General features: G+C 60.0%; 18 protein-coding genes. 11 read left to right on the forward strand and 7 right to left on the reverse strand.

Annotated elements, in window-relative coordinates:
* Positions 1–113 precede the first annotated feature (113 nt).
* Positions 114–1112 carry a LysR substrate-binding domain-containing protein gene (locus MRBLMC3_RS10910; protein ID WP_363828547.1) on the forward strand — a complete coding sequence of 333 codons (999 nt, stop codon included), beginning with the start codon at positions 114–116 and terminating at the stop codon, positions 1110–1112.
* 76 nt (positions 1113–1188) lie between these two features.
* Here MRBLMC3_RS10910 and MRBLMC3_RS10915 read toward each other — a convergent pair whose 3' ends face one another.
* Complete coding sequence (locus MRBLMC3_RS10915; RefSeq protein ID WP_363828549.1) at positions 1189–2841, reverse strand: class I adenylate-forming enzyme family protein; 1653 nt, start codon at positions 2839–2841, stop codon at positions 1189–1191.
* Between the two features lie 353 nt (positions 2842–3194).
* Here MRBLMC3_RS10915 and MRBLMC3_RS10920 point away from each other — a divergent pair, with 353 nt between their 5' ends.
* Positions 3195–4004, forward strand: a complete 810-nt coding sequence (locus tag MRBLMC3_RS10920) for an enoyl-CoA hydratase/isomerase family protein (RefSeq protein WP_363828552.1) — start codon at positions 3195–3197, stop codon at positions 4002–4004.
* A gap of 126 nt (positions 4005–4130) precedes the next feature.
* Here the strand turns inward: MRBLMC3_RS10920 and MRBLMC3_RS10925 are convergent, their stop codons facing one another.
* Positions 4131–6179: an NADPH-dependent 2,4-dienoyl-CoA reductase gene (locus MRBLMC3_RS10925; protein WP_363828555.1), complete on the reverse strand. Its 2049-nt coding sequence runs from the start codon at positions 6177–6179 to the stop codon at positions 4131–4133.
* Positions 6180–6386: 207 nt separating this feature from the next.
* On the opposite strand from MRBLMC3_RS10925, the gene MRBLMC3_RS10930 reads away from it, so the two are divergent.
* On the forward strand, positions 6387–7529 hold the full coding sequence (locus MRBLMC3_RS10930) for an acyl-CoA dehydrogenase family protein (RefSeq protein WP_363828558.1): 1143 nt from the start codon (positions 6387–6389) through the stop codon (positions 7527–7529).
* An 18-nt stretch (positions 7530–7547) separates the two neighbouring features.
* On the opposite strand, the gene MRBLMC3_RS10935 is transcribed toward MRBLMC3_RS10930, so the two are convergent.
* Positions 7548–8582 (reverse strand): zinc-dependent alcohol dehydrogenase, encoded by a 1035-nt coding sequence (locus tag MRBLMC3_RS10935; RefSeq protein ID WP_363829433.1) that lies wholly within the window; start codon positions 8580–8582, stop codon positions 7548–7550.
* A gap of 240 nt (positions 8583–8822) precedes the next feature.
* Here MRBLMC3_RS10935 and MRBLMC3_RS10940 point away from each other — a divergent pair, with 240 nt between their 5' ends.
* Both MRBLMC3_RS10940 and MRBLMC3_RS10945 read left to right on the forward strand, forming a co-directional pair.
* A complete protein-coding gene (locus MRBLMC3_RS10940) occupies positions 8823–9950 on the forward strand; it encodes an acyl-CoA dehydrogenase family protein (RefSeq protein ID WP_363828561.1) in 1128 nt (375 codons plus the stop codon).
* Between the two features lie 76 nt (positions 9951–10026).
* The gene (locus tag MRBLMC3_RS10945) at positions 10027–11136 is read left to right on the forward strand and encodes an NADH:flavin oxidoreductase (RefSeq protein WP_133654387.1); all 1110 of its coding nucleotides are present in this window, start codon (positions 10027–10029) and stop codon (positions 11134–11136) included.
* A gap of 41 nt (positions 11137–11177) precedes the next feature.
* On the opposite strand, the gene MRBLMC3_RS10950 is transcribed toward MRBLMC3_RS10945, so the two are convergent.
* The 4 genes from MRBLMC3_RS10950 to MRBLMC3_RS10965 form a co-directional block, all read right to left on the reverse strand.
* A complete protein-coding gene (locus MRBLMC3_RS10950; protein WP_363828565.1) occupies positions 11178–12095 on the reverse strand; it encodes an enoyl-CoA hydratase-related protein in 918 nt (305 codons plus the stop codon).
* On the reverse strand, positions 12004–12810 hold the full coding sequence (locus MRBLMC3_RS10955) for an SDR family NAD(P)-dependent oxidoreductase (protein WP_363829436.1): 807 nt from the start codon (positions 12808–12810) through the stop codon (positions 12004–12006). Before MRBLMC3_RS10955 ends, MRBLMC3_RS10950 begins: the two co-directional genes overlap by 92 nt.
* A gap of 100 nt (positions 12811–12910) precedes the next feature.
* Positions 12911–13780: an SDR family NAD(P)-dependent oxidoreductase gene (locus tag MRBLMC3_RS10960; RefSeq protein ID WP_363828568.1), complete on the reverse strand. Its 870-nt coding sequence runs from the start codon at positions 13778–13780 to the stop codon at positions 12911–12913.
* Positions 13781–13866: 86 nt separating this feature from the next.
* Positions 13867–14844: an enoyl-CoA hydratase/isomerase family protein gene (locus tag MRBLMC3_RS10965; protein ID WP_363828571.1), complete on the reverse strand. Its 978-nt coding sequence runs from the start codon at positions 14842–14844 to the stop codon at positions 13867–13869.
* A gap of 335 nt (positions 14845–15179) precedes the next feature.
* On the opposite strand from MRBLMC3_RS10965, the gene MRBLMC3_RS10970 reads away from it, so the two are divergent.
* The 6 genes from MRBLMC3_RS10970 to MRBLMC3_RS10995 all read left to right on the forward strand — a co-directional run bounded on the left by MRBLMC3_RS10970 (position 15180) and on the right by MRBLMC3_RS10995 (position 20628).
* Entirely contained in the window at positions 15180–15989 is an 810-nt protein-coding gene (locus tag MRBLMC3_RS10970) for an enoyl-CoA hydratase/isomerase family protein (RefSeq protein ID WP_363828574.1), read from the forward strand.
* Between the two features lie 35 nt (positions 15990–16024).
* On the forward strand, positions 16025–16777 hold the full coding sequence (locus tag MRBLMC3_RS10975; RefSeq protein WP_363828576.1) for an SDR family NAD(P)-dependent oxidoreductase: 753 nt from the start codon (positions 16025–16027) through the stop codon (positions 16775–16777).
* A gap of 366 nt (positions 16778–17143) precedes the next feature.
* Complete coding sequence (locus tag MRBLMC3_RS10980; RefSeq protein WP_363828579.1) at positions 17144–18037, forward strand: IclR family transcriptional regulator; 894 nt, start codon at positions 17144–17146, stop codon at positions 18035–18037.
* Between the two features lie 250 nt (positions 18038–18287).
* Entirely contained in the window at positions 18288–19061 is a 774-nt protein-coding gene (locus MRBLMC3_RS10985) for an SDR family NAD(P)-dependent oxidoreductase (protein WP_363828582.1), read from the forward strand.
* Positions 19058–19489: a Zn-ribbon domain-containing OB-fold protein gene (locus MRBLMC3_RS10990; protein ID WP_363828585.1), complete on the forward strand. Its 432-nt coding sequence runs from the start codon at positions 19058–19060 to the stop codon at positions 19487–19489. The genes MRBLMC3_RS10985 and MRBLMC3_RS10990 overlap by 4 nt, the downstream gene beginning before the upstream one ends.
* Positions 19486–20628, forward strand: coding sequence for an acetyl-CoA acetyltransferase (locus tag MRBLMC3_RS10995; RefSeq protein ID WP_363828588.1), 1143 nt, complete (start codon positions 19486–19488; stop codon positions 20626–20628). Before MRBLMC3_RS10990 ends, MRBLMC3_RS10995 begins: the two co-directional genes overlap by 4 nt.
* Positions 20629–20670 lie beyond the last annotated feature (42 nt).

Below are 20670 nucleotides of genomic sequence, written 5' to 3' on the forward strand. Positions count from 1 at the left end.
AACCGGGTATGCGATCTGAAGGCCGCTTCCTTGACCGCCAAGCACGTCAAGGCGTAGGCTTTCTCCATCGATTTAAAACGATATGATAAGGAGTGATGCCATGGGGAGCCAATGTGCGCTATCGTCTCCCGTCCCTTAACGCCCTACGTGCGCTGGAGGCAGCCGGAAGGCGCGGCAGCCTCTCCGCAGCGGCCAAGGAACTTGGCGTCTCTGTGGGTGCTGTCAGCCGGCACATAAGCTTGCTCGAGGGCTTTTTCGGCCGCACCCTCCTGCGCCGTCAGACCTCCGGCGTGGAGCCGACGCCCGATTGTGTCGCCTATCTTGCGTCACTTGCGCGCGCGTTCGGCGAGATCGACAGTGCGAGCCACCGCCTCGCGACCGATCGGCAGCGCGACAATAGATTGAGGCTCCGCTTCTACTCGACCTTCACGACCGAATGGTTGGCAGGCCGGCTTTCGGATTTCAGGGCGCTGTACCCCGATATTCACCTCGATCTCAGCCTTTCGATCAAGGACGCCGAGTGGCGGGACGACGATTTCGATATGGCATTGACCGGCAGGCCGCCGCAGGGCGATGATTTCCGCTGCGACAGGCTGTTTGACACGTACCTCGCACTCATATGCTCTCCTGCCTTGCTGAAGGGACGGCAATGGATCGAGCCTCTGGATTTGGAGCGGGAAACCTTTCTCACCTCACCCCGGGAGTCGGAGCTGTGGTTGCCGCTTTTGTCGGCGTTGGATGTGCGCCAGTTCCCTCAGCAGCATCATATCGGATTCGACTCCCTCAGCATGACGTACCAGGCTGCCCGGCAGGGCGCGGGCATCGCGCTTGGCAATCTCTTCCTGATTGCTGATGACCTGCGCGCCCGTCGCCTGATCATGCCCGTCAATCAGATTTTTGACGCCCATCTGCCGCACTATATCGTAACCCGACGGGGCCGCCCCGATGGGCCTGCGCTGACGGCGTTCCGGACATGGCTGTTGCAAGTCACGCGCGATGCCGAGGTGCAGCTTGATGCGCTGTTTCAGGGATATGTGCGCCGCGACCTGCCGATTGATCCGAAGACGCTGGGTTCCGGCACGCCGCCAGCGTGCCGCGCCGCCCTGGATTAGGACACCGGCCTTCCATCGGCTGGAAGGTGCGATAACATTGCTGGATGGGACGTTCCTGATATCGCTTGCAGGCTCGTCACCGAACCGAAATTGTCGTTAGCTCACCATTTCTCACCTGGTCGATCAGGACGAACTTCTGGACCTTGCCAGTTGGATTGAGCGGAAAGGTGTCTGTCGGGACCCACAGGGCAGGAACCTTGAACGACGCCAGCCGATCGCGGCAGTGCTGATGCAGTTCCTCGAAATCGAGCTGGTGCCCATCGGCAGCCTGCACGATGGCGACGATGATCTCACCCCATTTATCGTCAGGAACGCCGATCACTGCGGCTTGCGCGACGTTCGGATGTTCGAACAGGACATCTTCCACTTCGCGGGGGTAAATATTGATGCCGCCGCGGATGATCATGTCCTTCAACCGGCCGGTGATCGACATGTAGCCGCGCTCGTCGAGCATGCCGAGGTCTCCCGACCGCAACCACCCGTCGGGCGTGAACGCCGCGCGGGTTTCTTCCTCCCGCCCATAATAGCCCAGCATGACCTGTGCACTCTTGAAGCACATTTCCCCCTTCTCTCCGGGTGGAAGAGTGGCACCCGTCTGCGGATCACGAATTTCGATCTGCATGCCGGGCAAGGCGCGGCCCAGGGTATTTGACAATTCGTGCGCGCCGTCGCCGATTGCGGTGTTCGTGACCGGCCCGCCAGCCTCGGTCTGGCCGAAACATATCATCATGCGGCAACCGATGCGATCGGTCACCCGTTCCAGCAAGGCGGGCGGCACGGGCGCCGCGCCAGCCACGATAAAATCGATGCTGGAAAGATCATATTTCGCGAAATCCGGCCGATCCAGCATCGTGACCACCATGGTGGGGACCAACAGCATCCCGTTGCAACGCTCGGTTTCGATCAGCTCGAGGGCCAGATCAGGGTCCCATTCACGCATCTGTACGAAGGTGCCATGTTTGGAGATCGTCGCCAGCAATGAAACGACCGCTCCCCCGATATGGTACATGGGCATGGCGTTGAGCCAGACGCCATATTCGGGCAAGCCGCAACAATTGGCGACATTGCGGGGCGGGTTGATCAGGCCATGATGCAGGATCGCGCCCTTTGGCCGTCCGGTCGTCCCCGATGTAAACTGAATGATCACCGGATCACGCGGATTTACGTGCGGCAGTTCGCGCGCAGCGTCTCCGTTCGCCAGGAATGCATCCCAATCGGAAAAGGAAATGAGGGCAAGTTCAGGGAGCGTATTGTCGCGGACTGCCATCGCGACATCGGCAATATCGTTCGCCCGCCAGGAATCTGCATGGAACAGCGCAGTCGCCTCGCAATCCTGCAGAATGCCCGCTAATTCAGCTTCGCGATACATCGGATTGGCGGGAACAAGCACCATGCCCGCCAGCGCGGTGCCGAATTCGAGGATCACCCACTCCGGGCAATTGGGCGAGCACACGGCGATGCGGTCGCCTGGCTGGAAACGGGCAAGAAGCGCGCGCGCGGTCTGCTCGGCTTGCTGCAGCAACTGGGCGTAGGTCCAGCGCCGCCTCCGCGCGGCGTCGGCAACGCCATCGACCATTGCAATACGGTTTCCTGCGTCCTCAGCGGCCCGCCGGATCAGGCCTCCCAATGTCATGTCGAACGACTTGGCATCGAAGGAGGAGTCTCCAACGGCATTTGAGTGTTGCAAGCCTGATCCGTTGGGCTGATCGGCAACCTCGTTCGACACCATCACTCTCCCTGGCGGCTTGATCCGAATGACCCGTCGCGACTATTTATCCTGACGTCTATCGGCCTTGTCGATCCACAGTGTCTGGCTGGCTGAATAGCCTTGCCAGCCAGGCTTTTCGAAGAAACCCTGATGATCGATGTTCTGATGACTGCATGCCGGCTGTCAATTCGTATCCTGTAACTACCAGATATATGGCAGTTTCCGCTTCACCTCGTTCGTCGCTCAAAGTGCTGCTATCCAACTACCCGAAATGAAGTGCGGAATGTCAGCGCTGTCCAATCCCGGGCACGAGAATCCGACGGCGCGCAGGGCTTGTCTGACCGGCAGAGCACAGGAAGAATGGAGAGACGAATATGACCAGCGCCGAAACGTCGCTTACCATCGTTGAAAGGCGCGGGCCGATCGAGATCCTCACGCTCAACCGCCCGGAAGCCCTGAATGCAATGAGCCCTGAGCTGGCGGACGAACTAGCCGCCTATTTTCAGGATCTGCATGCGCGCCGCGACGTGCGCGTTGTGCTGTTGCGCGCGGAAGGACGCGTCTTTTGCGCGGGTGGAGACCTGAATTCCCCGGCCTTTGCAGCGCCTGGTCCAGGACGGGTGCAGCGCCAGTACGACATCCAGATCCGTTATTCGAACGTAATTCGCGCCATGCGGTCCTGTCCGCAACCCATTATCTGCCTGGTCCAGGGTCCGGCGGCAGGTGCCGGATTTTCCCTCACCCTGGCCTGCGACGTGCGATATTGCACCCCCCAGGCGAAGTTTCACGCAGCCTATGTCAGGATAGGCGTCGGCGGCACGGACATGGGATCGGGCTATTTCCTCCCGAAGCTCGTCGGCCTCTCTGTCGCGTCCGAATTCCTGCTGTCCGGGCGTTTCATCTTTCCGGACAGGGCGCTGGCGACCGGTCTGGTGAGCGCGGTGGTCGAAGCGGAAGAATTGCTTGATTGCGGGCTGGAGCTTGCGCGGGACATGCTGAAGGCGTCCCCGATGGGGCTGCGCATGACCAAGGAGTCGATCAATGCGCAAGCGCAACTCGGCAGCATTGAAGCCGCCCTCGCGCTTGAAGACAGGCAGCAGATCATGCTGATGGAAACAGCCGATCATCGTGAGGCGATCGCCGCCTTCAAGGAAAAGCGGCCCCCAAGCTACACGGATAGCTGACCGTACTCTTTCATCAGAGAGAGGATGAAGGTGCGTGAAGCATTGTCACCCAGGATTACGAGAGGATAGGGGGCCGGTTGATGCGTTCAGCAGCGCGACGACTATGTCCGGCGCCAGAACGATGCCTCAGATGCTCAAGGCGAGTCTGGTGGCCTGGTCGATCGCGCGTACGGCATCGAGTTCGCCCGCGACATCGGCGCCGCCGATGATATGCACCCTTTCGACCGGCATCCGGGCAAGCAGTTCCTCATAAAGGGAACGTTGCGATACCTGGCCGGCACAGACGATGATGGTGTCCGCCGCGATCCGGCGCTCTTCTCCATCGACCGCAATCACCAATCCGGCCGGCTCGACACGGCGATATTCCACCCCGCCGAGCATCTCGACCCCGGCTCTTTGAAGCTTGTCCCTGTGAATCCAACTGGTGGACACCGATTGCGCAATGCCGGCGGGCCGCGCATTCTTGCGCTGCATCAGCGTGATATGCCGGCGAGGACGGGCTTCCGCGCGTTGTACGATCCCGCCAGGGGCCCGCAGGCTCATGTCCAGTCCATATTCCTCCGCGAATTCGCTCAGCGTTGGAACATCATCCGGATCGCCGAGCAGGAATTCTGCGACATCAAAGCCGATGCCCCCAGCGCCTATGATGGCGACGTTCGTGCCGACAGGTTTGTGGTTGCGGAGTATGTCGACGTAGCTTAGAACGCGCGGGTCGTCGGCACCGGGAATGTCGAGTTTTCGCGGGACGACGCCGGTCGCGATGACCACCTCATCATAGCCGCCCTGCACCAGTTCGTCCGCGGAACATGGATGATTGAGGCGGATGGAGACATTCTCTTCGGCCAGACGCTGTTCGAAATAGCGCAGCGCCTCGTTGAACTCGAATTTCTCAGGTACTTCGCGCGCCATGAGAAGTTGGCCGCCCAGCCGCTCGCCCGCTTCGAACAAGGTCACATCATGCCCTCGCGCGGCTGCGTTGAATGCGAAATTCATGCCTGCCGCGCCGCCGCCTGCGACTGCGATCCTTTTGGGCAGGGGAGCAGGCGTGACGACCAGATCAATCTCATGCCCTGCCCGGGGATTGACCATGCACGAAACACGCAGGCTCCGCAGCGCGCGGTCTAGGCAGGCCTGATTGCACGCAATACAGGTTGCGATGCTTTCCGGCCGATTAGCCTTGGCCTTGGCCGCGAACAACGGGTCCGCGAGGAGAGGGCGCGCCAATGAGACGAAATCTGCGACACCTGTAGACAGCAGGTCTTCCGCCACTTGTGGATCGTTGATGCGGTTGGACGCTATGACGGGGATGGATACTGCCTCCTTCACCTGCCTTACGGCGTAGGACCAGGCCGCACGGGGGACCATTGCCGCAATCGTGGGTATGAAGGATTCATGCCAGCCGATGCCGCTATTCAACATCGATGCCCCAGCCTTCTCGACAAGCATGGCCAGAGCCTGCGTCTCTTCCAGCGTCATCCCGTCCGGAACGAGATCGACCGCGGAAATGCGGTAGATGACAAGGAAATCGTCAGGCACCTGCTGCCGCACGGCCCGGACGATTTCCTGCGGCAGCCGCACCCGGTTTTCGAAGGAACCGCCAAATGCGTCTATTCGGTCGTTGGTCGCTTTGGCCGTGAACTGATTGATCAGATAACCTTCCGATCCCATGATCTCGACACCGTGATAGCCCAGTTCATGGGCCAAACGCGCCGCCTTGGCGAAATCATCGATCGTCTGCCAGACTGCGTCGGTTGACAAGGCCGTCGGCGCGTATCGGCTGATCCGGGCTTTTAAAGCGGATGCACCAACGCATTCAGGAAGTTTTGCGTAGCGCCCTGCATGAAGCAGCTGCATGCATATCTTCGTCTCCGTGCCGCGCACAGATCCGACGATGGCGCTATGCCATGCTTCATCGCGCCCGCATTCCAGCCAGGGCGCTTCCTCATCCAGTCGACCAACGGCATTGGGGGACACGCCGCCAGTAATGATCAATCCAACACCGCCTTCGGCGCGCTCGCGATAAAATGCGCCAATTCGCTCATCAGCGCGGTCCAGCCGCTCAAGCCCGGTATGCATCGCACCCATGACAAGGCGATTGGACAGCGAAACGCCTCTGCGCCGCCATGCGGCGAACAACCGGGGATAGGCTGGATCTTCTGTCTGCATTTGCGTCATCGGGTTACGCTCCTGACTCGGCTGGTACGCGGACATGCCAGGCAAGACCAGTCGCGCGCTTCCAATTAACGAGGATGCGAAAAGCAGCCGCAAAGCAGGGCTGGGCGCGCTGCCTGTCTTTTACATCAGTGACGATGGACTATCATCCCGATGCCGTTCGGGATCAGCACTGACGCCCAGATTTCACAGCTTTGATGGAGAGGCAGGATGGAGGCCCAGGACATCTACGATGCGCACCGCGCTTATCTGCGGCGCTTTGCGGAGGCTGAAATCAAGCCATTTTCCGCCATCGTCGATGAAGAGGCACGATTTCCAACGGAGTCTATCGCAGCAATCCGTAAGCTTGATCTGCCTGGGCTGGCCTTCCCCGCCGCGTTTGGCGGCGGCGACGGTGACCTGATGGCGCAGGTGCTCGCGGTCGAGGAAATCGCACGGGTTTGCGCCTGCACCGCTCATCTGATGCTCACCAGTTGGGTCGCGATCATGCCGTTGATCGTCGCAGGCAGCGCTGAGTTGAAGGAGCATATTGTACCGCAAGTGGCGGCGGGGCGCGCGCAAGCCAGCTTCTGCCTGACGGAACCCGGCGGAGGTTCCGACGTGGCGGGTATCCGGACGGTGGGCGAACCAACCGCCGGAGGCTGGCGGCTGAATGGCGCGAAAAGATTCATCTCCAACGCCGGAGTTGCCGACTGGTATGCGGTGCTCGCGCGGAATGCGACCGGTGGCTTCGGCATCTTCATGGTCCATCGCGACGATCCCGGCGTCTCCTTTGGCCGAGCGGAACGAAAAATGGGTATGCGGGGATCGCCGCTTGCCGATGTGCTCTTTGTTGATTGCTTCGTGCCGGAGGGCCGCGTGGTGGGTGATCCGACCGCAGGATATGCAACCATGATGGACATATTGACATATAGCCGGCCGCTGATTGCGGCGCATGGGCTGGGCATCGCTCAGGGAGCGCTGGACGAGACGATTGCCTATACCAGCCAGAGGACGCAGTTTGGGCAGCCCTTGTCCCGTTTCCAGATGATCCGCGGCATGGTTGCGGACATGATGGCGGAGGTGGAGGCGGCGCGCAGCCTGCTCTATCGCTGCGTCGCCATTGCCGGAAAGAATGACGAGCGTGCCCGCGCGTTCGCCAGCATGGCGAAGCTGCTATGCACCAACGCGGCGATGTCCATCACGACCAATGCCGTGCAGCTTCACGGCGGTTACGGGTATATCGCGGATTATCCGGTGGAACGAATGATGCGCGACGCCAAGGTCACTCAGATATGGGAGGGGACCAACCAGATTCAGCAACTTCTGATCGCAAAGCACGCTTTCTCGCCGTTTGAGAGTCAGGATTCCTGACGCCACGGCAGGAGCTGTTCAGGCCGCGACGACGACCCGCACCATTCCGGCCGGACGCTGTTCCAAAACAGCGAACGCCTGTTCCGCGTCTTCCAAAGCGAAGCTGTGGGTGACAAGGCCGGCCAGAGACAATTGGCCGCTCCGCACCAGTTCCGTGACGGCCCATAAATCGCTCAACGTCGACGAATAGCTGCCAACGATCTCGATTTCCCGGGTCATGAGGCCAGTGTAGCTAGTGGCCAGCGAAACCCTTTCGTCACGCACCGAACCAAGTACCAGCCGCCCGCCCTTGCGCAGCATGCGGATCGCCTCGTTCGGCGCTGCTTCCGCACCGCTGAAATCAATGACCGCGTCCATTTCGCCAAAATCCGCCTTGCACGCCCGGCCTGCGCCCTCCAGGCCGTGGATCACGGGAATGCCCAACTCGCTGATCCGCCTGGCTGTTCCCTCGCTGTTCACCACCGCGACCAGAGTGACGGCCGGATCAAGCGCGCGGCTTATCTGCAATATGTTGGTGCCCACGCCTCCCGACCCGATCACCGCGAGTTTGCCGCCTTGCGGAAGGTTCGACCGGCGCAGTGCATGGAAGGCGGTGGCGACCGCATCGGGCAACAGAGCCGCCTGCTGGGGGTCCAGGTCGTCCGCCGGCACAAGCCGGTCTGATCGCCAGATCATCTCCTGAGCAAGGCCACCCGCACGATGAACCCCCAGCATTTCGCCGGATGCGCAGTGATTTTCCCGACCAGAGATGCATTCCTGGCATCGCCCGCACGTCAGCAGCGGATGAAGAACGACCTTGGAGCCGGGCTGAGGGCCACATCCAGGATCAGCCTCAATCACTTCGGCCGCAACTTCATGCCCTGGAAATATCGGATAGGCGGCGCCCATGGGCAGCTTCATGCCATGCAACAAATGCAGGTCGGTGCCGCAGATGCCGCATGCCAGCACCTTCAGGCGCGCCCAGCCGGCCGGGCGCGCTTCCTTCGGTGCATTTTCCAGCAACAACTGACCTGGTGAAACAACGAGGCGAAGATTGGCGGGAGCTGTGTCCATCACGGCAACCTATCCCAAAGCGAACTATTGGCCATCACACCTCTCCGTCATCCAGGAAGATAACGAGGTGGCGGTAATAATGCTACAAAGGCTCGGTTTGGCGATGGCCGCGTTGACTCCACGCACGAACTAAAACTAGCGTTTTCTCGACATAGCCACGCATGTTGTCCGGCCTTCAGAGCTCCGCTCTGGTCAAGGCCACTGAAAAATCAAGACATGCGATCACGGAGCAGGATGAGAATGAGCCAGATAATCGCCCTCGACAAATTCCGGGAATTTTTCCTGACGGAGGTCGAGGAGGCATATGCAGAAGTGGAACGCACCGATTCGCTGCCCGATCATGTCCATCGACGTGCCGCCGAAATCGGCTGCTATCGACTGACGCTTCCCGTCGAATATGGCGGCTATGGCATGAGCGTGACCGAATATCTGCCTTATCTCGAAGCAGCGGCTGAAGGACCGGGGGTGGGGCGCATGCTGGTGCACACGACGAACGGGATATGGCGCCCGATCCATAATTTCGGGAGCGAGGAGCAGCGCGCCATCCTTCCCAAGATGGCCGCGGGCGATGCTGTCGTGGCTTTCGCCCTCACGGAAATGACGGGCGGGACCGGACGGGATCTGAAATCGGTCGCACGACGCGACGGCGACCTCTGGTATGTCAGCGGCGAAAAGCACCTCATCACCTGGGCGGATCGCGCCGACTGGTTCCTCCTCGTGGCAGCGACGGATGAAGGCGGTCAGAAGGACTCGCTGACTGCATTTCTTATCCCGCGGGACACCGATGGTTTCGAGATTGACGCTACGCAGCATACAATGGGGCTGCATGGCACGGGGCATGCCTTCCTGCGCTACAAGAATATGGCGGTTGCCGACAAATATCGCCTGGGCGCGGTAGGCCAAGGGCTGGAGGTCGCCCTGTTTTTCCTCGATTACAGCCGTGTGTCGCTTTCGACGACGATGGTCGGCCTGGCGCAGAGGGCGTTGGATGAGGCCGTGGCCTTCGCGAAACGACGCGTGACCTTCGGCAAACCGATCGCCACACGAGCGCAGATCCAAACCCACATCGCGATGATGCATGCGGACATCGAAGCGGCCCGACATCTTGTTCGGTACGCCGCCAGGCTGTGCGAAGATGGCAAGGATTTCACGGCGCAAGCTGCGACGGCAAAGCTCTTCAACCTCAACATGGTGGGCCGGGTGACCGACCTGTCGCTGCGCGTGCATGGCGGTTGGGGCTATACAAAGGCTGCCGCGATCGAACGCATTTATCGTGATGCGCGGGGATTCTGGTTCGAGGAAGGCACTGCCGAGATCCAGCAACTGGTGGTTGCCCGCCACGTGCTAGAGCAAAGTTCGGCGGCTTGATGCCTTCGGCTGCTCCATCGGCCATGGGATTGCCCGACGCCCGCGGCACTCCTGCCGAAAGATCTGGAGTCATCAGGTGAACGGGGTCGATGCACTGTTTCAGCCCTTCCAGTTGGGCAATCTCAAACTGCGCAACCGGATCGTCATGCCGGCGATGACAAGGCATCGTTCACCAGGCAATGTTCCCGGTGACGATGTGCGCGACTATTATGCCCGCCGCGCAAAGTCCGTCGGCCTGATCGTCACTGAAGGAACCTGCATCAATCATCCTGCCGCCAACGCCTATGAAAAGATACCATTTTTCCACGGCACTGATGCGCTGGCGGGATGGAAGCGCGTGGTCGATGCAGTGCATGACCAGGGCGGAAGCATCGTCCCGCAGCTCTGGCACACAGGCTCGGCACGACATCCGGGAGCTTCTCCCGACCCGTCAATACCCGCCTTTACTCCCTCGGGGCTGACCCAATCGCTCGAGCCATTGTGTCACGAGATGAGCCAGGAGGACATAGAGGCGGTAATCGAGGCTTTCGCAACGGCCGCCTCCGACGCGAAGCTGTTGGGGTTTGACGGCGTGGAAATCCACGGCGCGCACGGATATCTGATCGACGAATTCTTCTGGGAGAAAAGCAATCGGCGTACGGATCGATATGGCGGCAATATAGCCAATCGCGTCCGGTTCGCTGCGGAGATCACAGCAGCCATAAGAGGGCGGGTGGGACCGCACTTTCCGATCATCCTTCGATGGTCCCAATGGAAGCAGCAGGACTATGACGCGCGCCTGGTCACAGATCCGGCATCGCTCGAAGCATTTCTGGACCCACTGGTGGATGCTGGCGTGGACATGTTCGATTGCAGCACAAGACGCTATTACCAGCCGGAATTTCCCGGCAGTGACCTCAATCTCGCTGGATGGGTGAAGAAAATTTCCGGCAAGCCGACCATAACCGTGGGGAATGTCGGCCTGGACAGCGATTTCGTGTCGGGGAAGGACAGTCGCGTCACGTTCCAGAACGCACAGACCGGTTCACTCGACAATCTGCTGGAGCGGTTGACTGCGCACGAATTCGATCTCGTGGCAGTGGGCCGCGCCATCATCGCGAATCCGGACTGGGCAGAGCGTATACGTGACGGCGATCTGCAAGCCCTGAAGCCGTTCAGCAAGGACATGCTGCGGCAACTATCCTGATCGCGGTGAGGCGACATGGATCCTTGTCGGTGCCGCCCTTGTCATTTCGATTGTCCGACATGGGCGAAGGACAGCGATCTACCGCTCCTTGCCTGGCGTTCGAAGCCGATTTGCGCTTCGAGCTCTATACCCTGTTCCATCGATACCAGGCTCACCTTGTCGATGAGGGCCTTGGTTTCCGCTGGTAGGCCGGGCGCGCCGCCGACAATGGCACGCGCCATTTCGCGGGCTGTATCCAGAAGATCCGACGCAGGCACCACGCGATTGACCAAACCCCAGTCAGCGGCTTCGCGGGCAGGAAGCCGCCTGCCGGTCAGTTCCAGTTCCTTTGCGCGATAGATGCCGACGGCCCTGTGCAGGCGAACTGACAGCCCCCAGCCGGGCAACAGCCCGACCCGTGAATGGGTGTCAACGAAAACAGCATCCTCCGAAGCGAGTATGATATCGCAGGCTACCGTAATCTCCAGCCCGCCCGTTACCGAGAGTCCGTTGATCGCCGCGATCACCGGACCTTTCCATTGGCTGATCGTCCGCGCCGGATTGAAGGGCAGGAAAGGCTCCGGACCGGATTCCTGCAAAACCGCGACGTCAAGACCAACACAAAAGGCCTTGCCCTTGCCCGTCAGTATGACGGCCGAGATGTCAGGATCATCGTTGAGATCCTGCATGATGCGGTCAAAGGCCGCGAGCATTTCGGGAACAAGCGCGTTCAAGCGGTCCGGACGGTTCAACCAGATCGTGGCAAAGCCATTGTCCCGTTCAACCTCGATCAGCCTGTCATTTTCTTCCATAATTCTTTCCATTGAATGGCGTGTGGAGAAATCTTCGTCGCAGCGCAGCGCTTTTTGAACGCCACATCTGTGACAATCAGAGGGAGATGAGACCAAGCCCTCCAGTGACCCTGATGCATTCGCCGGTGATGTAATTCGACATGTCGCTGCCGAGAAACTCGATGGCACCGACCATATCCTCGACCTTGCCGAAGCGGCGCAGCGGGATCGCCCCTGCCTGATCGCTCGTGCCCATGCCGCGCGCTGCGGCTGCGGCCGCGACCCGCGGGGTGTGAATGAGTCCCGGAGCAACGCAGTTGGCCCGAATGCCGATCGGCCCCAACTCGACCGCGAGATGCCTTGTATAGGTCAGCAGGGCGGCTTTTGCGCCGGAATATACGGCGTATTTTCCCTTGCTGTCGCCCGCGAACGCGCCGAAGGTGACGATGTTTATGATGGCCCCGCCGGGCCTGTTCATCAACGGGACGGCGGCCTGGCAGCAATAGACCGCGCTCAGGAAATTGACGTTGATCAGCAATGCCATGTCGTCGTCGGGCGAGGTGGTCGCATAGCTCCGCTCGGCAGGAGTGATGGCCCCGCCGGCGTTGTTAACGAGGATGTCGATCGATCCAAGCTCACGCGCGGCCTGTTCGACGGCGGCCTGGGCTTCCTCTCGCCGCGAAAGGTCGGCCTGCACCGCTACGACGCGTTGGCCGAGGTCACGAATTTCCTGCTCGACACTCTCGGCTTCATACTCTCCGGCACGCTTGCCAGCATCGAGATCCTTGTCGAATATGGCGACATCTGCCCCAAGCTTTGCGAGATGAAGTGCGTAGCCGCGCCCCATGCCTCCCGCGGCACCTGTGACGATAGCGACCTTGCCCTCGAGCCTGCGGTTCGTCATCAACCTCTCTCCTCATTTTATCGACTTGCTTTAGCATTGGTTATACATAATCTCATGGTTCCAGCGAGTTGACGAGAACCGGTGATGGCGAGGCAATTCGTTACTCGCGGAAATATTCGGGCTTGCCCTGCGTCCATTGCTCACCCCAAAGCTGGCCGCCGCCATCGACACGAAGGAGTTCACCCGTGGTGAAGGAACTCGCGTCGGAACCAATGAAGAGGCAAGCTTCCGCAACTTCCCATGGATCGCCAAGCCTCAGCATCGGATTGCTGCGCGCGAACGTCTTCTTGGCCTCTTCAGGGTACCCGGCCATGCCTTCGGTGAAGATGGTGCCGGGGGCTACGCAGTTGACGCGGATCTTCAACGGAATCCACTCCACCGCGACGGTTTTGGAAAGATAGATCACCCCGGCGCGAGCCGCCGCCGTATGCGCGGCGCCCAATATACCGCGATCTACCACCGCGACCACGTTGACGATCGAACCGGGCATATTCGTGTCGCGCCAATAGCGCGCAGCAGATTGCATCATCGACCAGGTGCCCAAAAGATTATTGTCGATGACTGCGCGAAAGCCGTTGGCACTCATGTCGATTGCGGATTGCGGAAATTGGCCACCAGCATTGTTGATGAGCAGGTCGAGCCGGCCATGGTGTGCCCGTATCTGGGCAAAGAGCGAAGCGACGTCCTCAGACTTACGTATATCGGTCGGGACGGCCAAAATTTCATAATCTTGGCTGGCCAGTTCATCGCGCAGAATATCCAGCTTTTCCGCCGAACGTCCGCACGTCACCACTTTCGCGCCCATGCGCGCCAACATCCACACCAGTGCCCGTCCAATGCCAGTCGCACCGCCCGACACCAGAACCACCTTGTCACGAAACAGGATTTCGTTCAGCGCGATCTGGCGTGTGGCCATGATGGCAACATCCGGTCTGGCGGCGATCGCTCCCAGATCTGGTTCGACTTTCATCGGACAAACTCCCGACAATGAACAAATCTACCCTCGAACCTTGTCGCGCATAGGATTTTCCTGGGTTCAGCGTTGGCCATGCGATTTCATCCGCCAATCAACCTGGCGATTGCGGTCAGCGCGGCCTCTGTCCTGATCAGCCGATTGGCGCTTGCCAATTCGCCCTCCAGCGAAACCGTGATAGGCAGCGTCGCCTTTTCAACCACGGCGGGATAGCCGGTCAGCACGCTCACAATCTCCCGCATGACGACGGCGCTGCCGGTATCAAGTGCACCTTCGGCTTCCGCGGCGTCCACTCGTTGAATATGCTCCGAATAGCCTGCCTCGCCGCAATAGGTCAGTTGTGGCTGGGCCGGCGGCGTAAAGCCTTCCGCCATCATCGCTGCCACCTTCGCGACGGCGGCAGGCAGGAGATCTGCCCGCTCAGCGACTATCTGCGTGCCGGGCCGCAACAGCCCCATCTCTTCGCACTCCTGGGCTGACGTTGCGATCACCCCTGCCTGCAGCGCGGCCAGGGCATGCGCAAGCCCCTTTTCCGGCCCATGTCGCTCGACGCATCGCAAAAGCAGCTGGGTGCAGCCTCCCCAAGCCGGGATGAGCCCCACCTTGATCTCGGGAAGGCCTGCCCGCAAGCCCGCATGCGCGACCACTGCGTGGGAATGGAGCATGATCTCGCATCCACCTCCAAGCGCGAAGCCGTGGACTGCTGCCACGACCGGCACGGATATGGCTGACAGCGTCTGACACAGACCTTGGCCTTTCTTGAAGTAGGTGGCCAGGGCTGGCCAATCCCCTGCCGATACCATGCCGTGGTTATATGCAAGGTCCGCCCCCGCCGAAAAGGCGCGCGGATCGTCGTTGCCGATGACCAGCCCGCCAAACGCATTGCCCGCTGCCGATATCGCGAACTCCAGCACTTCAAGGGCCTGAACATCGAGCGTATTCATCTTCCTATGGACTTCGAAACAGGCGACGCCTCCGCCAAAGTCCCACAAAGAGGCGCTGTCATTGGCTGCCATAGGGCGCGCGCTTGCGCGCATGCTCTTGACGGTGCCGTCTGACATTTGACTATTTCCTTTCAGATTGATGGCCTTTTGGGTGGGTGACAGCCGATCCCGGCAGGCGGATTGGAGCCGGATCCCCGGTGCTGACGGCGCCTGCCGGCCTCAGAAGGGGAACTAGCATCCGAAACTTTTTGCGGGGATCGCATGGGCACTTCAATGCCGCTTTACGAGAGGACATCATCTTCCACGTACACGGTATATGGTTGCGAACAAAGATTCTGCATGGAGATGGCCGGCGCTTGGTTGCTATCTGGTCCGGACGGTGGATGATGATGCGGCAACGATCCGCATCCGTTCGATTTAAAACAACCATATTTATCTTCTCTGGAGGTCTCATGTCTGCCTATTTGAAGAATTATGAGAAGTTGCTGTTCGATTTTCCTGCCGATCGCGTACTGCGCATCACCATGGGCGATCCCGAGAAGCTGACTCCCGTTTGTGGTCAGATGCATGCGGAGCTCGTTACGATTTGGCGGGACATAGACGACGACGAAAGCATTTCCTCGGTCATCCTGACGGGCGGCAAAAAGGCGTTCTCCGCTGGCGGTGATTTCGCAATCGTGGAACGCTCGATGACCGACTATCATTTCCGAAACCAGATCTGGAAGGAGACGCGGAATCTCGTCTACAACATCATCAACTGCAACAAGCCCATCATCAGCGCCATGCGGGGTCCGGCGGTCGGTGCTGGTCTGGTCTGCGGGTTGCTGGCGGATATATCGATCGCGTCCAAGAATGCGCGCCTGATCGACGGCCATACCCGCCTCGGCGTCGCCGCGGGCGACCATTCGGTCATCATCTGGCCACTGCTGTGCGGCATGGCGAAGGCCAAATATTATCTGCTGACCTGTGACTCGGTTTCCGGCGAAGAGGCGGAGCGCATGGGGCTCATTTCGCTCACCTGCGAGGATGAGGAACTTGACGACAAGGCTCTCGAAGTCGCCGTGCGGCTGTCGAACGGCGCGCAAAGCGCGATCCGCTGGACCAAGACCTCGCTCAACAACTGGTTCCGCATGGCAGGTCCGTCGTTCGATGCATCCGTCGCATATGAGATGCTGGGCCTGACCGGGCCGGAAGTGCGCGAGGGCGTCGCTTCGCATCGCGAGAAGCGGGCACCGAAATTCGATCCGACCTGCAAGATCTGATCGGCAGCAATCATTTTCACGAGAGGGTGTCCAACATGACGGACAGATTTAAAGGCAAATCCATGGTGGTGACCGGCGCCGCCTCTGGCATAGGCAAGACGATTGCCCGCATGGCGGCGGAGCAAGGCGCGCGGGTCTTTGTCGCCGATATCAATGAGGAAGGGGGGAAGGCAGCCGCCGAGGAAATCCGCGCCGCTGGCGGCCAGGCCGAGTTCGAGAAGCTAGACCTGACCAACCGGCCGAGCATTGATGCCTTTGCAGCGGCGGTGCTCGGCAAAGTCGGAACGCTCGATATCCTCGTCAACGCGGCGGGTTGGGACCTTGTTGAACCGTTCCTCAAAAGCAAACCGGAAACCTGGGACTTGATCGTGGCCATCAACTATCTGGGGCCGGTCCATCTTTGCCATCATTTCGTCCCCGGCATGATGGAGCAGGGTGGCGGCAAGGTCGTCAACATTTCCAGCGACGCAGGCCGGATTGGCAGTCCCGGTGAAGCGGTCTATTCGGGCGCGAAGGGAGGCATTATCTCCTTCACCAAAACGCTTGCCCGAGAGGCCGCGCGCGGCAAGGTGAACGTCAATTGCGTCGCACCCGGACCCACCAACACTCCGCTTTATCATGTCCAGTCCGACAAGCTCAAGGAAGGGCTGAAAAGCGTCATTCCGTTTCGCCGCGTCGCAGAGCCGGAGGAAATCGCTCACGCCGTTCTGTTTTTCGCCAGCGCGGAATCCGACTATATCACTGGCCAGACGCTCAGCGTCAGCGGCGGCATGTCGATGGTGAACTGATCGTTCCGCAGATCGACCGCAAGGATGCTCGATCCGGGTTGAAGCCGGGCTCGAGCATCGCCGTGCCCCGGGATCAGGACGGGGTGAATGCAGGCAGCGCGTGAAGCGGTTGGTCTCATCAGATCGACCGCTTCATACCTTTGCCTGTTCCGATTTCTCGGCCGTCAGGCGCTACCCTCTGACTGGCCATTACTCTAGGCGCCCATTCACAAGGCTACTTCTCGGGAACGGCCAATGAAGCCCGATGCAAATCCATTTTGACCGGCCATCACATATATGTTACCGATTTAGAACATACGTCCTAATGGCGCACCAAAGCGGCGAGGAACGGATGGTGCAGGCGCGATAGCGAGGAGAGGAGTTGACATGGAACTCATGGCCGGAATCGAGCGCGATAGGGAAGAAGCGGCTTCTTCGGGTGACGGGCTTAATCAGCCGCAGGACAACATGCAGGAAAGCCCTGGCAGACCAGCCAAATGGGAAGCGCTGCCCCTCAATGTCGTGAAATCCACCGGGAGAACCATGCAGATCCTGGAGTATTTCGATCATCATCAAGGACCGGCCAATATCGCACAAGTGGCGCGCGCGCTGGACTATCCCCAGTCCAGCACCTCGGAGATAATGCGCAGTCTGAATGTCCTTGGATATCTTGCCTATAATAATGGCGATCGCACCTTCATGCCTACCAGCAGAGTGCGTCTGCTCGGGTCTTGGGCACTCGATCAATTGCATGGGGAAGACCGCCTTTCATCCTTGTTGCGCAAGGCGAACCAGATATCGGGCCAGACTGCCTATCTGGCCATACGCAACAAGCTGGCGTCACAATATATACAGGTTGCGCAATCCACGACGTCCTTACGCCTTCACCTGACGCCTGGACAGAAGCGGCCATTGCTCCGCTCGGCAAGCGGGCGAGCTCTTCTGAAAAACCTGTCGGATGCCGAGATCAGCAAGCTTGTCCGCCGCATCAACGCGGAAAGACTTCCGGAAGAGAGCATTATCTGCCTCGACGCACTGCTGGCGGACGTCAATTTCATTCGCGAAAACGGTTACCTGTATATCGAAAGAAGCGAGATCAGCCCTGGAGCCGCCGTAATCGCGATGAGTTTGCCCGAAAATGTATTCCCGGTCCCGACAGTGATAGGCATTGGGGGAGCCGCCGAAGTGATCGCTCCCCAGAAGGAACTGCTCGTGCAGCGCCTGCGCGAACTCGTCGAAACGCATCTTCTGTGTCGGGACAGTGGATCGCAGGCAGCCTGAAAGCCAGGCAGCGCGGCGCTTTGACACATATGTGGTAATCGGAAAGTCGTTCGGCTTGGGGGCTGTCTGCCGGCATCACACCCGCTAGTCTGGCCCACGCACCAGATGCAATGGGGGACGTTGCTATCCACCGGCCCCCTCCTGTCAGGGTCAGGCGCTGAATGAAATTTCTAGTGCTGATCGCCGGCGGTGTGGATTGCCGCGATCAGACAATAGATATGCCCAACGCTTTCAATCACGGAGCCAATAAATGATCAATCCCATGTCGCTGGAGAACAGGTCCGTGATCGTGACCGGCGCGGGCCAGGGAATAGGTCGCGCGATCGCGAATGGAATCCTGGCGCTCGGGGGCAGGGTGGTGGCGATGGATCGAAACGCCAACGCATTGCGGGAGTTTCAAAATGAGGTGGGTGGTGATCGGCTGATGATCGCCGACGGCGATGTCACCGACGGCGCCTTTGTGACGGCGACCGTGGAGGGGGCCGATAAATGGGCCGGGGGAATTGACGGGTTGGTGAACAATGCCGGAATCTCTCGTGCAGCCATGATCCACAGGATGGATATCGAAACCTGGGACGCGGTTATTGACGTCAACTTGACGGCGCCCTTCCGCCTGATGCAGGCGGTTGGCCGAAAGATGCTGGAGCGTGCGGCGGCCGATGAGAAGGCTCCAGGGGCGATCGTCAACATCTCATCCGACGCAGGCCGTCGCGGCACGGTCGGCCAGATCAACTATGGCGCGGCCAAAGCAGGAATCAATGGCCTTACCATGTCGGCGGCACGGGAATGGGCGGCCAGGGGCATCCGCGTCAATGCCGTCGCATTCGGGGTCGTGGAAACGCCGATGACGGAAACCGTACGTGGCGAAAAGTTTCGGGACACCTATCTGGCCCAGATACCCATGGGTCGCTGGGGTACTCCCGAGGAAGTCGCAACGCCCGTCTGCTTCCTGCTGTCGCAGGCAGCCTCCTACATCACGGGCCAGGTCATTTCGGTGAATGGCGGCTACCACATCAGTTCGTGAAGACAGGTGAATTCGTGCAGGTGACGACGATGCAGGCAACGCGGCCGGACAAGGAGTATCTCGAGTTTCTGGCCCAGGGCAGGTTCATGCTGCAACGCCGACGACCTGATGCGACGCCCTTTTTCTATCCGCGGGTGGCCGAACCGGGCACCGGCAGCACCGATCTGGAATGGATCGAGGCATCAGGATTTGGCACCGTCCATGCGACGACGGTCGTCCGGGTGCGGCCGCCGCAGGCAGACTATAATGTGGCGATCGTGGAACTCGACGAGGGCCCACGCATGATGAGCCGAATTGAAGGGGTGGCCGCCGCGGATGTCCGCATCGGTATGCGGGTACGCGCGCGCATCGTGCCGTTCGAAGACCACCACGCAGTCATATTCGTGCCTCTTGATGGCGAAACGCCTAAAGAGGAGTTGCGGCCATGATCGGGGATCGTCGCACGCCGACTGCGCTCATCGGTGCGGCTACATTCGGGATTGGCGAGGCGCCAGGGTTCACATCGATGGATCTGGCCAGTCGTGCCGCCCTTGCGGCGCTGGAAGAGTCCGGTCTCTCGCTCTCGCAGGTCGACGGCCTGTTCATCGCGCTTCCGAACGATTTTCTAAGCGGACTGTCTTTTGCCGAATATCTTGGCATTCAGCCAAAGCTCACCAACAACAATCGCACCGGCGGATCTGCGTTTCTCACCCAGATGAACGTGGCGGCCCATGCGCTGGCCGCCGGGGAAATCGATGTTGCGCTTGTGGCCTATGGCAGCAACCAGCGTACCGGCGTCGGTGGCCTGGTCAGTGCTGCGGGGCCAAATCTCTACGAAAAGCCATATAGTCCCCGGCTACCGGTCAGCGGCTATGCCTTGGCGGCGAGCCGTCACATGCATGAGTTCGGCACCACCCGCGATCATTTCTATGCGGTCGCGAGGACCGCGCGTGAATGGGCCATGCTCAATCCCGAAGCCTTTTTGCGAAAGCCTTTGAGCCGCGAGGAGTATGATAATGCGCGGATGGTTTCCGATCCGCTTTCGGTACTGGATTGTTGCCTGGTGACGGATGGTGCGGCGGCGGTGGTCATGGCGCGCAAGGATTGGGTGGGCGGACGCACGGCAGCCTATCTGCTTGGAGTGGGCGAGGCGACCGACCATTATCAGATTGCGCAGATGCCTGACCTCACCACTTCAGCGGCAAAGGCGAGCAGCGCGCGCGCCTATGCGCAGGCTCGCATTACGGTCTCTGACATCGATGTCGTGCAGTTATATGATGCCTTCACGATCAACACGATCTTGTTCCTCGAAGATCTCGGCTTCTGCAAGAAAGGGGAAGGCGGCGATTTCGTCGCTTCGGGCGCTATCGGACCGGGCGGCCAATTGCCGGTCAATACGAATGGTGGCGGCCTGGCCTGCGTTCACCCCGGCATGTACGGTCTCTTCACCATCGTCGAAGCCTATCGGCAGCTGACCGGCACTGCCGGAGACAGGCAGGTTGCCGCGGATTTGGCTGTTGCACATGCAAATGGAGGTTTTCTGTCCAGTCAAGTGACCGCCGTGCTCGGCAGCGCAGCCACGCTGTGATCGCGGGGGCATTAACGGATTTCCAGTAACTGGTTGCCGACA

Source organism: Sphingobium sp. LMC3-1-1.1 (assembly GCF_040676285.1).
In the GTDB taxonomy this organism is placed as follows: Bacteria; Pseudomonadota; Alphaproteobacteria; order Sphingomonadales; family Sphingomonadaceae; genus Sphingobium.